At 57.7% G+C, this 14,856-nt stretch carries 11 protein-coding genes; 1 reads left to right on the top strand and 10 read right to left on the bottom strand.

All coding sequences use genetic code 11. The annotated features are described in order from the left end of the window. Positions 1–213: 213 nt before the first annotated feature. The 6 genes from DT594_RS17725 to DT594_RS17700 form a co-directional block, all read right to left on the bottom strand. Positions 214–2,331 carry a TonB-dependent receptor gene (locus DT594_RS17725; RefSeq protein ID WP_149334364.1) on the bottom strand — a complete coding sequence of 706 codons (2,118 nt, stop codon included), beginning with the start codon at positions 2,329–2,331 and terminating at the stop codon, positions 214–216. A 765-nt stretch (positions 2,332–3,096) separates the two neighbouring features. Continuing rightward, complete coding sequence (locus tag DT594_RS17720) at positions 3,097–3,906, bottom strand: ABC transporter ATP-binding protein (RefSeq protein WP_149334362.1); 810 nt, start codon at positions 3,904–3,906, stop codon at positions 3,097–3,099. A 63-nt stretch (positions 3,907–3,969) separates the two neighbouring features. Further along, positions 3,970–4,953, bottom strand: a complete 984-nt coding sequence (locus DT594_RS17715) for an ABC transporter substrate-binding protein (protein ID WP_218574555.1) — start codon at positions 4,951–4,953, stop codon at positions 3,970–3,972. Positions 4,954–4,979: 26 nt separating this feature from the next. Then, positions 4,980–5,795 carry an ABC transporter permease gene (locus DT594_RS17710; RefSeq protein WP_218574554.1) on the bottom strand — a complete coding sequence of 272 codons (816 nt, stop codon included), beginning with the start codon at positions 5,793–5,795 and terminating at the stop codon, positions 4,980–4,982. Between the two features lie 55 nt (positions 5,796–5,850). Beyond that, positions 5,851–6,864, bottom strand: coding sequence for a fatty acid desaturase (locus DT594_RS17705; protein WP_149334360.1), 1,014 nt, complete (start codon positions 6,862–6,864; stop codon positions 5,851–5,853). A 232-nt stretch (positions 6,865–7,096) separates the two neighbouring features. After that, positions 7,097–7,960, bottom strand: coding sequence for a sugar phosphate isomerase/epimerase family protein (locus DT594_RS17700; RefSeq protein ID WP_149334358.1), 864 nt, complete (start codon positions 7,958–7,960; stop codon positions 7,097–7,099). A gap of 512 nt (positions 7,961–8,472) precedes the next feature. Here DT594_RS17700 and DT594_RS17695 point away from each other — a divergent pair. Then, positions 8,473–8,841: a hypothetical protein gene (locus tag DT594_RS17695; RefSeq protein WP_218574553.1), complete on the top strand. Its 369-nt coding sequence runs from the start codon at positions 8,473–8,475 to the stop codon at positions 8,839–8,841. Between the two features lie 65 nt (positions 8,842–8,906). On the opposite strand, the gene DT594_RS17690 is transcribed toward DT594_RS17695, so the two are convergent. The 4 genes from DT594_RS17690 to DT594_RS17675 all read right to left on the bottom strand — a co-directional run bounded on the left by DT594_RS17690 (position 8,907) and on the right by DT594_RS17675 (position 14,361). Further along, positions 8,907–10,886, bottom strand: a complete 1,980-nt coding sequence (locus tag DT594_RS17690; protein WP_281290930.1) for a polysaccharide biosynthesis protein — start codon at positions 10,884–10,886, stop codon at positions 8,907–8,909. Between the two features lie 87 nt (positions 10,887–10,973). Further along, the gene (galE, locus tag DT594_RS17685; protein ID WP_149334356.1) at positions 10,974–11,987 is read right to left on the bottom strand and encodes a UDP-glucose 4-epimerase GalE; all 1,014 of its coding nucleotides are present in this window, start codon (positions 11,985–11,987) and stop codon (positions 10,974–10,976) included. A 156-nt stretch (positions 11,988–12,143) separates the two neighbouring features. Then, a complete protein-coding gene (locus tag DT594_RS17680; RefSeq protein ID WP_218574552.1) occupies positions 12,144–12,890 on the bottom strand; it encodes a YdcF family protein in 747 nt (248 codons plus the stop codon). 76 nt (positions 12,891–12,966) lie between these two features. Then, a complete protein-coding gene (locus DT594_RS17675; RefSeq protein ID WP_149334354.1) occupies positions 12,967–14,361 on the bottom strand; it encodes a phosphohexomutase domain-containing protein in 1,395 nt (464 codons plus the stop codon). Positions 14,362–14,856: the final 495 nt, after the last annotated feature.

Raw genomic sequence — 14,856 nt, 5'->3', positions numbered from 1 at the left:
GGAGAGGGTCGGGAATGACGGGATGGAGGCGGGAACCGAGGGATGGAGGCGGGAATGGAGGGGTATGAACACGGAAGTGACAGCGGGTTTGGGCGCTGGGATGCAAAGGACTGCGGCGGGCAGGTGCGGCGGACGCACTACTCCCGCCGCCCCACTCCGTCATCCTCGCGAACGCGGGGATCCATTTTGATTTGAGTGCGCCCATCACCGCGCTTAAAAACTAACCCGATAACCCAAGGTAAGAGTACGTCCCCGGCCCTTGAACATCTGGTCATCCCGAACGCTGGCCGCTTGGGCGTAGTAGCTTAGATAATCCTTGTTCAGCAGGTTTTCTATACCCACGCTGGCCTCACCCACCGGCAAGCTATAGCCGAGTGACGCGTCAAAAAGGCTGTAGCCGTCGAATTCAAGATCCGGATTATCAAAACTGCGGCTGGCGTAGTGATTGGCCTGTACGCGGGTGTTCAGCTTGTCGCTCCAGTTGGCCTGCCAGCTAAGGCCGTAGCGGTCCGGGGAAATGTTGGCGCCGTCCAGGTCGGTGTCGACCTTGCCGTCGTCGTCGGTGTCAGATTGACCATCTACCTGAGCATAAGTGGCCTGCAGGCGATGAACCGGGTTGATCTGCCAGCCGGTTGTGGCCTCGATGCCATTGATTTCGGTGCGCTCACGGCGAACCTGGAAAATCCCGCCCACATTCTGCAAGCGCGACCCCAGCTCGGCATCGGATTCGAAGTAGCTGATTTCCGCATCGAAGGGGCCATGGTTGAAGCGCAGGCCGATCTCGCGGTTGTCGGTGACGATGGGTTGCAGATCTAGGAAGCTGTCGACGCTCTGGTCAGGCTGGCCAATGCCGCGGAGCACACGGCCCACATCCGGCATGCCGAAACCTTCGGAATAATTGGCAAACACCTGCGCCCAGTCCGTGGCCTGGAATACCAGGCCAGCATTGAACAGGGTTTCTTCAAACGTCGGGCTGCCGCCCTCGACACTCACACCACCCGGCGGTGTCGTCGTGGAAGCAATGGTACGGAAACCGTCGACGTCGAGCCTGGCGAATTCATGACGCACGCCGGTGTGCAGGCTAAGGCGCTCGGTGGCCTGGATGTCAGCTTGAAGAAAAGGCGCAAAGTTGCGGAAACGGGTTTCCGGCACCCATTCGCGACCGGTTTCGATCAACATCTGGCTGGTGGTGTCCTGCAGCAGGTCGAAACCACCGGTGAGCCCCAGCAAACCGTCAAACATATCCTCCCTACTGATGCTGAACTTGCCGCCGTATTTGTCCGACTCATTCTGCGATTGGTCGAACAGGGTGCCCGCCGGCGCAATGGATGTGTCCTGGAAGGAGGCGTGGCTGCCGCCGCCGAAGCGCCCACGAAAGCGCTGGCTATACAGCTGCGCGGTCAGGTGATTGCCAGAAAAATCATGGTGCTTGTAGCTCAGGCTGGTCGCCAGCACCTCGTTCTGCGGCGCCTTCCCTAGCGGCTCACCCTTGCGCGAAGTGGCCGGTGTGCCATTGGCGCGGTCGCCTGGCACATTGACGTATTCATGCTCGCCTTCGATCTCGAAGCGGTTGATCATCAACTCCAGATTCTGATCGTCGTTAAACCAGTAACCCAGCTTGAGCAGCAGGTCGTTGCTGGTGGAATCCATGATGTCGCCCTGGGTATCGTCAACACCGATCAGTTCGCCATCCGCGTCGTAGAACATGCCACGGGTTTGCCAACCAAGGGCTGCCAGGTAATCCCAGTTGCCCTGATTACCTTCGAAGCGATAATCCAGCTTGTAGCCCAAACCTTCGGATTCATAGTCGGTCGGCCCATTGAGACTGATCCCGGCATGCTGCTTGAACGTCCCGCCTGCGGGCCGCCGGGTCACGTAGTTGATAATCCCGCCGGTAGCGCCGAGGCCGTGCTCGGCACTGGCGCCGTGGATCACTTCGATGCGTTCGACCATCGACAGATCGATGGTGTAGCCATCACGGGAGCTGTCGCGCAACGGAGTGGACTGCGGCACGCCATCGATCAACACCAAAGCCGAGCGCCCACGGAAGGTCTCGCCGGAGCTGGTCATCTTTTGCCGGCTGGGTGAGTAGGACGGAATCAGATTGCTCAATACCTGACCGTGGTCGGAAGTGATCGCCAGCTGCTGCTCAATCTGCTCGCGGCTGATAACTGTGATTTTCTGTGGTGTCTTGCCGGCCTCACTCCTGGCGCGGGTGGCGCTAATGGTAACGGCATCCAGCGCAACAGCCTGTTGGGCAAAGGCGGGTAGCCCGGGCAAAGTCAGGCAGGCCAGGGAAATACTCAAGCAAAGACGGGAACGACGGAACACAGGCACTCTCCTAGGGTGAACAACACATTGGGCGAGCACAATACAACAATTGCAAATAGCATGCATTATCATTCGTATTAAGAGAGTAGTGTTTCTGCTTGGAAGCAGATTGGGCGGTGTAAGCCGAAAGCCAGAATGGATTCCCGCCTGCGCAGGAATGACGGTGGGGCGGGAATGGCGGGCTGGGACGAGAGTTATGAGTATGAGATGGAACGATGTGTAGGTGCGGAAGTGACCGAGTATGACTGCTCCCCCTCAGTCGTCATCCTCGCGAACGCGGGGATCCATTTTGATTGGTCCCGCCGATGGTGCGGTGTAAACCGAAAGTCAGAATGGATTCCCGCCTTCGCGGGAATGACGGTGGGGGCGGGAATGGCGGGGCTGGGACGAGAATTATGAGTGTGAGATGGAACGACGTGTAGGTGCGGAAGTGACTGATTATGACTGCTCCCCTCCCCTCGTCATCCTCGCGAACGCGGGGATCAATGTTGATTGGTCTGCGTTGATGATGCGGTGTAAACCGGAAGTCAGAATGGATTCCCGCCTGCGCGGGAATGACGGTAGTGGGCGCGCGAATGACGGGGTGAGTGGGAATGACGGAGAGGCGGGATTGACGAACGTGAGTCGGAATGATGATTGGGTGAGCTGGGAATGTTGGGTGGCGGGAATGACCGAGTGAAGCGACGTGCGGTAATAGACCAACGCGCGCCCCCCACCCCCGTCATCCCCGCGAAGGCGGGGATCCAAGCGGATTGGCAGGCTCACTCAATGCCCGCCCTCCTCCCGCATCATCCCCAGAATCTGCTTCTCCATCCCCGCATACTCAGGATGCGCACGCATATCCTCGCGGGTGTTAATCTCGCTATCGGCTTTAAACGGCGGATGCAAAATCGTTTTTACCCGCCCCGGGTGCCGGGACAGAAACACAATCTGGTCACCCAGCAACAACGCCTCCTCCACATCATGAGTCACCATCACCACCGTCATGCGCTCCTTGCGGATCACGTCCAGCAGCAGCTCTTGCATCTGCCAGCGGGTCTCGGCGTCCAGCGCGCCGAAGGGTTCATCCATCAGCAACACCTTGGGCGTATTGGCCAGCGCACGTGCCAGGGCAACACGTTGGCGCATGCCGCCGGACAGTTGGTGCGGGTAGGCGTCGGCGAAGGCGCTCAGGCCGACGCGGTCGAGGAAGTAATCCACCGTGCCTTCCTGCATCGCCAACATATCGCCATTCACGCGCAAGCCGTACGCGACGTTCTGCCGTACCTTGAGCCAGGGGAAAGAGGTATAGCCCTGGAACACCATACCCCTATCCCGATGCGGCCCGCGCACTAGTTCGCCGTTCAAACTGACGCTGCCACTGGACGGGCGTTCAAGCCCGGCCATCATGCGCAGTACGGTCGACTTGCCGCAGCCGGAAGGCCCGAGTAGCACACAGACCTGGCGCGGTTCGACGTCAAAGCTGACCCCTTCGACGGCAACTACCTCGCGGCCGTTATCCGAGAACACCTTGCCCACCTGCCGCACCTGCAGTCCCTGCGCACCGGCATCCAGCTTTACCGCAGCGGCACTCATTCAGCCTCCAGCGCCGCCTTGAGCGGGCTCAGCTCAACACCGGTGGTCCAGTCGTGCATGGCGTCATGCCATACCAAACTTCTGCCACCAGGTATTGGTAGTATTCCAATGCTCGGCAATCTGGCCATTGGTCATGCCCAGCGGCAGTTCGCCTTCGGCAATCCCCATAAAGCGCGAGGCTTCTTCCAGGTCGAATACCATAATGCCGCCCTTGTACACTTCACCATCCGCGCCGATGACCATCTCCACATCGCTGACATCGAATTGGATGGCTTCAGCAATAATGCGGTTGCCTTCCTCCGGATTGGCCTTCCAGAAATCCACCGCCTTGAAGTAGGCCTCCATCGCCAGCGCAGCCGCTTCCGGGCGCTCGGTCAGAAAGGCTTCGCTCATATACATGCCATCGCCCAGCAGCGCTGTGCTGATCCAGTCGCCTTGGCTGGAATCGGCAACCACGCGGGCGCCGGGCATGTTCTTCAACAATTGGCTGCCGAAGGGTTCCCAGAGTTCAACCGCGCTAACGCTGCCGCCGAGCATGGCGCCCACCGCTTCATCCATGATCACCTTAACGAATTCGACCTGGTCAATGGCCACGCCATTCTCTTCCAGCCAGATGCCCATAAAGATCTGCGTCAGGCCGCCTTCCATCACTGCGATCTTTTTGCCAATCAGGTCCTTCGCGGACTCAATACCCGGCGCGAGGATGATCTTGTCGGTGCCGTAGGACGGGTTGGTGTAGGTCACCAGCTTGATCGGCACATCTTTATCTACCGCGATCGGGCCGTATTCAACGGTGCTGGAGGTGATGTCCAACTGGCCAGCGGTCATCAAGCCAAAGCTCTCGTAGGGATCTTCGATAATGCTGATATTCAGGTCCAGCTCCGGTACCAGATTCTTCTCCTTGGCGATAAACCAGAAGCCATAACCCGGCCACGAGAACAGCGACACATTCACTTTCTCCGCCGCGTGAGCGACCCCGGCAGCGCACATCAGCGCCGCGCCCAGTACACAGCCCTTGGCTGCCTTGCTCCAGTTGCTCAATCGCATAGTGATTCTCCTAGATGAGTAATTCTTTACCTTCCCCGCTGACGCAAATAAGGAAACGCTAGCCAATGCACCCCACGAAACGCCAAATCACACAACAAACCCAGCACCCCAATCACCACGATCCCGGCCATGATGTCGTCCACATGCACAAAGCGACGGGCGCGCATCATCATCGCGCCGATGCCGTCAGTGGCCGCAACAATCTCGGCGATCACCAGGTAGGTCCAGCTCACCGCGAGCATCTGCCGGCAGGTGTCGACAATCCCTGGCAAAGCCGCTGGCACCACCACCGTCCACAGGATCACCTTGCGCGACGCCCCCAGCGTCTTGGATGTCTCGATAAAATCGGTCGGTACCTGGCGCACCACATCGCTGACCAGCGTGATCAGAAACCACACCACCCCCAGAACCAGCAACGCGATCTTCTGTTCATCACCCGTGCCCAACCACATCAGCAGCAGCGGAATAAATGCCGGTGCGGGCAGATAGCGGAAAGCCGAGACCAGCGGATTGAAGAACGCCGAAACCAGTGGGAAGGCACCCATCAACACACCCAGCGGCACCGCGATAGCCACCGCCAGGCCAAAACTGATACCGATACGCCGCAAGCTGCCAAGCACGTCCGAGCTGAAGCCACGCTCCATAAACAGTTCGCGCAGGGCCCCCAGCACCTGAAGCGGCCCGGGAAACAGCGGGCTGGGTGTGCCGTCAGCCGTGGCCGCAAAATGCCAGGCCAACACAAAGGCAACCCACGCCACCACGCCCAAAACCAACTTGATACCCGGTGCCACTGGCTGCTTGAAATCCAACTGCTCCCAGACTGCTGCCATTAATCCCGGCATCAATACACTCCCCGTAAACGCCCCTATCCAGGGCAAAAGCCAGCCAGCATTGCGCTCAGAATGCCGTCAGGAAAGACAACGCATTGACCCCAACCGCCTTGCCATCACGCACCGTATCGCGCACATCGGCCGTGCCGTATTCCTCAGCCAGCACCCGCGCCACACGATGCCGGTGAAAGCTCTTCACCTGCCCCCACACACTCAACTGCTGCGGGCACTGCCCGGCGTAGATCTGTTGATGAAAGGCCGGCAGCCGGAACCAGGCCATGTTCGGCTTGGTGTGATGGGCGTTGTGATAGGAGAAGTTCAGCGCCAGCAGATTCAGCCAGGGCCAGCGCGAGGAGATCAGATTGCTGTAGGTATTGGCCTCCTCGTACTCACGCACGCCTTTGTACGGCGGCTTGGCGTCGGGCGTGTCCAGCGTGTAGAAGATCTCGTAGTTGTGCTGAAAGCTGTCCATAAAGCGTAGAAAGGTCAGGAACAGGCAGTAGGCCACCGCGTAGCCCAGCGCAGCCCAGGGCGCGAACCAGACGACCAAAGCAAACAGACTGAAACGCAGCAAAGTGATGCGCAGTACGCGGCCGCGCTGGGCCTTTTTGCTTTCATACATAAAGGGCGCGGCGATCAGCATGGTATGCATCAGCAGCTCGACCGCGGGGATGTAACACCACTCGAGACCGCGGATGATCTTGTGCAGTAACGGGCGCTTGGTGATAAAGGTGCGGTAGTCGAAGGCCACCGGCTCGCAATTGTCCACGTGGTGGCGCATGTGCTTGTAGCGCATATCCTCATAGGTGCCGTAATGCGAGCCGGTGATCACGTTCATCCAGCGACCGATCACAGTGTTGTGCTCGACCTTCTTGCACAGCGCATTGTGCCCGCAGTCGTGCAGCAGGTAGGCGGCGATGGTCATGCCATGTGCGACGGCCAGCACCCCAAGCGGCAGACTCCACCAGGTACGGACAAACAGCAACGCCCAGCCACCGAAGTAGGTCAGCAATACGTAGCCGATGGCCAACGTGTTAGGCAGCATGCCCTCGTCGCGCCAGATGTTCTTGTAAAACTGCATGTCCGATATCTCCTGTTAATACACGTAAACCGCTTGGATCCCCGCCCTACTTCGTCATTCCCGCGAAAGCGGGAATCCACCTTGACCTTTTGCCCGGCCCCACTCCAAAACAACCATCCCAAAATGGATCCCCGCGTGCGCGGGGATGACGGGATGGAAGCGAGGATGACGTGAGAGAGGAGTCATTCCCGCGCAGGTGGGAATCCAAGCGGTGTCTCAAACCAGCCTTGGCCTAGCCCACCGCCCGCGTCTGCTTCACACCCACCCAATCCGCAAAGCGATCCCGTTCACGCAAACCCACCCACTTGTTCACCTGCCACAGGTCCGCCACCGGCATCCCGGTAAAGGGCTGCGTATGCAGGTAACCATCTGGCCCAAATTCCGGAGTCATGGTGCTCACCGCATACCCGCGGCGCGCCTGGCTTTCCCAGATCGCCTGCCAGCAGCGCTCATGCGATTCCAGCGCCTCGGCGTATTCCGGGGCGGCCGGGTGCGGGACTTGGGGACCTTGGTCGTAGCCAACGCGGCTGTGCATGTGGTGCGCCTTTTCGGCGACTTCCAGAATGGTGTCCCACTCCGAATCCATCAGCCGCTCACACACCACCACCCAGTGGCTGAAGTCGCAGGTAATGCGTAAATCGGGTACTGCACGCAGTACGTCGCGGGTCACCCAGGGGTTGAAGAAGGACCGGCCGCGGTGGGTCTCAAAGCTACACATCACGCCAAAGCGGTCAGCCAGGTCCTGGGCTCGGCGGAAGAAATCGATCTGCACGTCCAAAGGCCAGGCATCACAGCCCGCCATCACATTGCAGAAGCGCGGGTCCAGCGGCAGGCTACGTTTGATCTTGGTTTCGAGGGACGCCAGATGTTCGTCCGGTGTAGCGTGGCGGTCTGGCACGTAGCTGCCTGCCGTGCAGATCTCCGCGATGTAATCCAGGCCGTGAGTGGCTAGGACGGTGGCCAGCTGCTGGAACTCTTCGGCGTCTGCGGGCGCAGGCGCTTCTATGCCCGCAAACCCGGCATCCACCGCCAAGGTCGCGGCCTCCTCAAACGTGCCTTCATGGCCCCACACCGTTTTAAACAGATCCAATCGCATGCCACTTACTCCAAACCGGTTAATCACTAACCAGTACTAAAGCAATCCGCATGCCATATAGGTGCAACTTTGCATAGGTCTCTGTTTTACATGCTAATCGGCATGTATAGGCGCGAAGGCGTGCTTAGATAACTGCACAACATCGGAGCAAGCCGCTCTAGATTGCACCGGAATACTGCGTAAGTGATCACCTCCGACTGGATCCCCGCCTGCGCGGGGATGACGGTCAGTGGGATAACGACCGGTGTGATCCGGGGATGACGAACAGAGGGTGCTTCCCCGCACCTCCATTCCCGCCCCACCCCGTCATTCCCGCGAAGGCGGGAATCCATTCTGACTTTCGGCGCGCACCAACAAGCCAACAGATCAAACCCAAAATGGATCCCCGCATTCGCGAGGATGACGAGTGGTAGGGTGCGAGAATGACGACCAGGGGGTGTGGATTTCATCACCGATTGCACCAAACGCCCCAATAACGCCTAATACACAGCTTAAGGAATACGGACATACCCATGAGCAAACTCAACACCCACCGCATCCAGGCAGCCCAGGCGATTTTTGCGATCGACAGCTTCTGGGCCGAAACCTTTGCTGATACCAGCTTCAGCGATCTGAACTACTGCGACCTGTTCACCCAGATGTGGCTTACGCGCAACGAGTCGGCCAAGGCAAAAACCGACCTCTACGATCTAATGCCCAACATCAGCCGCCGCACGGCGGTGAAATACGTACAGAACGCCATAGACCAGGGCATGCTCGCCGAGCATGAATGCGAGACGGACAAACGCATCCGCCTGGTCACCCTCACCGCTCCAGCGCTGGCCAAGGTAGAGCGGTTTCTCGACCACGCCTGCGCCAGCTTCAGCGAAGTGGGCAGGTAGAAGCCAACGGAATTCAGGCACAAAAAAACCCGGAACATCTCCGGGTCTTCAAGCGCGCTACCAACTTACTCCGCTCGTAGCGTCTTCTGCTCGTAAATCAGATCCACAATCCCGTTACTCGGCTGGTAACCCTGCACCGCGTGCAATAGAGTCAGGCGCACCTGTTCATAATCATCTTCACGTACCGCCTGACGAAGCTTGTCGAGAATAGGTGACAGCTCCGCCCACGGAATAAACACCTCGTTGGCACGGTGAATTTTCTCATGTGCGGTCGTTTCCGGGTTATCGCCGATCAACAGCTCCTCATACAGCTTCTCACCCGGCCGCAGCCCGCTGAAGGTAATGCCGATATCACCGTTGATATTCATCTCGTCACGTACCGTCAGGCCTGACAGCTGAATCATCTTGCGCGCCAGATTAACAATGGTCACCGGCTCGCCCATATCCAGCACGAACACATCACCGCCCTTACCCATCGAACCTGCCTGGATTACCAACTGCGCAGCTTCAGGGATGGTCATAAAGTACCGGGTAATATCCGGATGGGTTACGGTAATAGGACCCCCGCGACGAATCTGCTCGCGGAACAGCGGTATGACCGAGCCGGAAGAGCCCAACACATTGCCAAAACGCACCATGGTAAAACGCGTGCGATTGACTTGATTGACCGGCGCTTGCTCGCCCCACAAGTGTGGCGCCTGCTCGGCACTTAAAGCCTGTAATACCAATTCCGCCATGCGCTTAGTTGAACCCATCACGTTGGTTGGGCGCACGGCTTTGTCAGTCGAAATAAGTACGAAATTCTCAACGCGACATTTGATCGCGGCCTGGGCTGTGTTCAAGGTACCGAACACATTGTTCATGATGCCTTCAGCCACATTGTGTTCAACCATCGGCACGTGTTTGTAAGCTGCAGCGTGGTAGATCGTATTAATATCCCAGGCGTTAATCACATCCTGCAGCCGGCGATAGTTCCGGATAGACCCCAGGATAGGAATCAGCACCGTACTCAGGTTCTGCGTACGCAGGTACCCCGTCAGCTCGGAATGAATTTCATAGAGCGCGAATTCGCTATGCTCAAATAGCACCAGCGTTTTCGGGTTGGAAAGGATAATCTGCCGGCAGAGTTCGCTGCCAATGGAGCCACCCGCGCCAGTCACCATCACCGCCTTGTCTTTGATGCAACGCTCGAACAGCGACTGATCTGGCGGTACGGAATCACGGCCCAGCAGATCGGCAATATCAACCTCCTGCAGGTCATCAACCTTGACTTTGCCGCTTGCCAGGTCCATCAAACCAGGGATGGTACGCACATGCAGCGCATAAGCCTGCAGGGTGCTAAGCACTTCTTGACGACGAGCACGGGTGGCGGAGGGAATGGCCATAAATAGCTCTTTCACCCCTTTGTCGGCCATCATTATCCCGACCTGATCGGGCGAGTACACCGGCAAACCTGCGATCATGCGGCCAATGACACTCTCATCATCATCGACAAATGCTACCGGCCGGTATAGTTGACCTACACGCAACGACGCCAGCAGTTGATTACCTGCAGCGCCGGCACCATAAATCGCCACCGGCTTACCGCCGGGAGACTCATCGGCCTGTTGTTTCGAGGCGCCGGAGCCAAACCAGTCACCCATAAAATATTGCCGAGCCAGCAAGCGCAAACCGCCCACCAACATCAAGCACAGACTCCAATAAGAGAAGAACACCGAGCGAGGAAATAACACCTCAAATCCAGAATCCCGCAGCACCATCAACACCAGCATATACGCCAGAAAACCCAAGGTCACAGCCTTGAAAATCACCATTAGAGCATCGTTGCCGAAGTGCCGCATAACAGCGCGATACATACCCAGCCTGATATAAATCGGAATGGCTACAGCTGGAGCGATTAAAAACAGCCAGAGCTGATCACCTACAGGCAATACCCACCCTGCCTGGCTAAGGCGCAAATACAGCGCCGCCCACATAGCGATAGAGAGCAACACAAAATCTGCTGCGATCTGAATAATCCGCTTATGGCGGTAACTCAAATTAATTAATCGGTCCTTGACCACATCATACTCCTATCGTTATGTCAAAATGACATTATACCCTTAACCATCACCCAGTTGAGCAATGGCAGGTCAGTAACCGTCCGGGTTTTCGGACTGCCAGCGCCATGCATCGGCACACATGGCTTTGACGTTCAACTCAGCCCTCCAGTTCAATTCGTCCGCCGCTAATTGCGGGTCAGCGTAGCAACTGGCCACATCGCCTGGGCGGCGTTCGGCCAATTGATATGGCAACGACTTACCACAGGCCTGCTCGAAGGTCTTGAGCATATCCAACACCGAATAGCCCTGACCCGTGCCCAGATTAAACGCCTTGATCCCGCGCTGATGTTCCAACCACAGCAGCGCCTGCACATGACCGGCCGCCAGATCCATTACGTGAATATAATCTCGCACGCCAGTACCGTCTGGGGTGGGGTAATCACCGCCAAATACCGTCAAATATTCAAGCCGCCCGACCGCTACCTGTGCGATGTAGGGCATAAGGTTATTCGGAATGCCGGCTGGATCCTCACCGATCAGCCCGCTCGGGTGCGCGCCTACAGGGTTGAAATAACGCAGCAACGCGACATTCCACTCCGGATCAGCCCGGTGCAGATCCGTCAGCAGCTCTTCAATCATCAACTTGGAGCGGCCATATGGATTGGTCGCGCTGGTCGGAAAATCTTCGCGGATCGGCAGGCTCGCAGGATCACCATAAACTGTCGCGGAAGAGCTGAACACCAGGTTCTTGAGGCCCGCGCGCTGCATGGCGTCACACAGCACCAGCGTGCCACTGACGTTATTTTGATAGTAACGAAGCGGCTGCTGCACCGACTCGCCAACGGACTTCAGACCGGCGAAGTGGATCACTGCATCAATTGCGTGTTCAGCGAAAACCCGATCTAACAGATCACCATCGTTGATATTGCCTTCAACACAGACAGCCCTGTGCCCGCTAATCTGTTCCACTCGCCGGAGCGCTTCCGGCGAGCTGTTGCTGAAATTATCCAGCACCACCACCTGATATCCCGCTTCGAACAGCTTGAGGCAGGTATGAGTACCGATATAACCGGCACCGCCGGTTACCAAAATGGTTTGGCTCATAGGAAGGTCACCCATAAAAGCTGAAGGCTAGATCAAACAGATCTGGAATAGGACTGAGAGAGGAGATTGTAACACTGGGCAAGGTACAGGAGCATTGCGAAAGTCTCGCATTCCCTCGGGAAACATACAGCGCCTGAAAAACACTATCAGGACGTATCAACGGCCTGACCAACGTCCGACTAACTCTTTGAACACGTTGCCGCTGATATCCAAGGCTTTTGTATCCGGCAACCATAACCGCCAGGGTGGCATCGCAACGCTCTGGTAATCGGTAGCTGCAGCAACCACCTGCAAACCTTCCGACTCGAAAAGCGCCTTTGCCCGCGGCATGTGATATGCCGAAGTAATTAATACGATCTCCGAGACACCTCGCTTTCGTAGCAGAGCGGCAGTATTGACTGCATTTTCAGTGGTATTCAGGCTGCGGTCTTCCAGCAAGAGATAGCTATCAGGCACACCCAGATCCCACAAAAAGCCCTGCATAGCCTGCGCTTCAGATTCAACGGTACCCGCCGGCCGGCCGCCACTCAGGACGATAAGACCGGCTTTACCAGCGTGATAGAGACGCGCCGCGTGCCATATGCGATCCGCACCGGATTGCAGATTGGCAAAATCAGTCTGGCTCTCGGCAGGTGATATACCACCGCCCAGCACCACCACCGCACCGCTATTCGGAAGCGTTTGAATATCGACGCTAACGTAATCGGACTCCAACAAGCCTATCAACCAGAAACTGCTGGCGGGCAGCGACCAAACCCCGAGCCACACCAATGCCAGTGCGCCACTTACCGCCGCCAGACGTCTTCTACCAAAGCAGGCCAGCAACAACGCAAAGGTGCCAACGGCTAGCGACGTGCCCAGAGGAGAAATGAGCGCGATAATGAGTTTGGACAGAATAAACAAGTTTCTAACTACTCGCGGTCAATAGCTGAAGCTGCCTGGTTTAGCATGCGGGTGGCCTATCTGCCACGGGTAACGCCTATATCGACTTGATCGCGTCCAACAGCTTTTGCGTTTCCCGCTCCATCAGCGCCTGATCGCCCCGGCTCTCGACGTTCAGGCGGATCACCGGCTCGGTATTTGACGCCCGCAGGTTAAAGCGCCAGTCAGCAAAGCAAATGCTTACCCCATCTGTATGATCTACATCCAATGCATCTGGTGCGTATCTACCTTCAATCGCGTCAAGCACTGCAGGTGCGTCTGAGACGGTCAAATTGATCTCGCCCGAAGACGGATAACGCGCAATACGCTCGTCGACCAGTTCTGACATCGGCTTGCCCTTCACGCACAGCAGCTCGGCCACCAGTAGCCAGGGGATCATGCCGCTATCGCAGTAGGCGAAGTCGCGGAAGTAGTGGTGAGCGCTCATCTCGCCGCCGTATACCGCGTCTTCAGCGCGCATGCGTTCCTTGATAAAGGCATGCCCGGCCTTGGTCTGAATTGCTACGCCGCCGCCCTCTTCCACCTGTTCCACCGTGTTCCAGACCAGACGTGGGTCGTGGATGATCTTGGCGCCGGGTTCTTTCTGCAAAAAGGCTTCAGCCAGCAGGCCGACGATGTAATACCCCTCAATAAACCGGCCCTGCTCATCAAACAGAAAGCAACGGTCAAAATCGCCATCCCAGGCAATGCCCATATCCGCCTTGTGTTCCAGTACCGCATCGCGCGTCATGCCGCGGTTTTCGGTGAGGATCGGGTTGGGAATGCCGTTGGGGAAGCTGCCGTCAGGTTCGTGACAGATCTTGATCAATTCAACCGGAATCGCAAGCCGCTTGAACGCCGCTTCCAGCGCATCAATCGCCGGGCCGGCAGCACCATTGCCGGCATTGACTAGCAACTTTAGTGGCGTGAAATTGGCTGGTTCGATATAGCCCAGCAGGTGCTCAATATAGGCTTCGCGGGTATCAACCCGCTCATAGTTGCCGCGTTCTGCGTCTGGCACCGTTGGGTCACGACCGTCTACCAGATCATAGACATTGGCTTCAGCCAGCTCACGAATCTGCACCAAACCGGTATCGGCAGAGATAGGCCGCGAGCCTTCGCGCACCAACTTGAGGCCGTTGTAATCGATCGGGTTGTGTGAGGCTGTCACTTCGATACCGCCCTCTACACCCAGGTGGAAGGTGGCGAAATACACTTCTTCGGTGCCGGCCAGGCCGAGGTCCAGGACGTTAACGCCTTCATCGCGCAGGCCGTTGGCCAGGGCCATTTTCAATGCTTCGGAGGTGTCACGCACGTCGCCGCCGAGCACGATGCGGTCGGGCTTGAGCCACTGGGCGAAGGCCCGGGCGATACGGTAGGCGATATCTTCGTTGAGCTGCGTACCGAGCTGGCCACGGATGTCGTAGGCTTTGAAACAGGTGATCTCAGACATGGTCTTCCCCAGTTAAAAGAATTCGTGGCGCTTGAATGCAGTCCATGGCGCTAATTGATACAGACCGCAAAGGTCAAAATGGATTCCCGCTTTCGCGGGAATGACGGGAGTGAGTGACACCCCGCGACGTCCCCCTCACCCTCGCTCGCTCTGTCATCCCTCCGCCTCTTCTGCCATCCCCACGCCCTTCTGTCATCCCCGCGCGCCTTCTGTCATCTCCCCGCCCCTTCCGTCATCCCCGCGAAGGCGGGGATCCATGCGGTGGTTCGGTTGCCATGAAGGCCGAAGTAGACCCCCAAGTCCGATTGGATTCCCGCCTTCGCGGGAATGACGACGTTGTGGGGCGGGAATGACGAGGTGGACGGGAATGAGCAAGTGGGTGGACCTGACCGTGTAGGGGCCGGAATGAGGAAATGTGGGCGAGACTGGCGGCGCTATATGACCAGCACGGAAACCGGCAGGAAATACACCGCGCATCCCTACTCCTCCGTCATC

The sequence above is a fragment of the Halopseudomonas laoshanensis genome (assembly GCF_008365385.1).
In the GTDB taxonomy this organism is placed as follows: Bacteria; Pseudomonadota; Gammaproteobacteria; order Pseudomonadales; family Pseudomonadaceae; genus Halopseudomonas; species Halopseudomonas laoshanensis.
Note: the sequence above shows the minus strand (reverse complement) of the source record. Positions and strands in the feature narration are given on the sequence as shown.

Bases quoted from the DNA above. Each gene is read 5' to 3' on its own strand.
- DT594_RS17715 (WP_218574555.1), bottom strand. From the start codon at position 4,953: ATGCGATTGAGCAACTGGAGCAAGGCAGCCAAGGGCTGTGTACTGGGC.
- galE (WP_149334356.1), bottom strand. From the start codon at position 11,987: ATGAGCCAAACCATTTTGGTAACCGGCGGTGCCGGTTATATCGGTACT.
- DT594_RS17700 (WP_149334358.1), bottom strand. From the start codon at position 7,960: ATGCGATTGGATCTGTTTAAAACGGTGTGGGGCCATGAAGGCACGTTT.
- DT594_RS17675 (WP_149334354.1), bottom strand. From the start codon at position 14,361: ATGTCTGAGATCACCTGTTTCAAAGCCTACGACATCCGTGGCCAGCTC.
- DT594_RS17695 (WP_218574553.1), top strand. From the start codon at position 8,473: ATGAGCAAACTCAACACCCACCGCATCCAGGCAGCCCAGGCGATTTTT.
- DT594_RS17705 (WP_149334360.1), bottom strand. From the start codon at position 6,864: ATGCAGTTTTACAAGAACATCTGGCGCGACGAGGGCATGCTGCCTAAC.
- DT594_RS17720 (WP_149334362.1), bottom strand. From the start codon at position 3,906: ATGAGTGCCGCTGCGGTAAAGCTGGATGCCGGTGCGCAGGGACTGCAG.
- DT594_RS17710 (WP_218574554.1), bottom strand. From the start codon at position 5,795: ATGCCGGGATTAATGGCAGCAGTCTGGGAGCAGTTGGATTTCAAGCAG.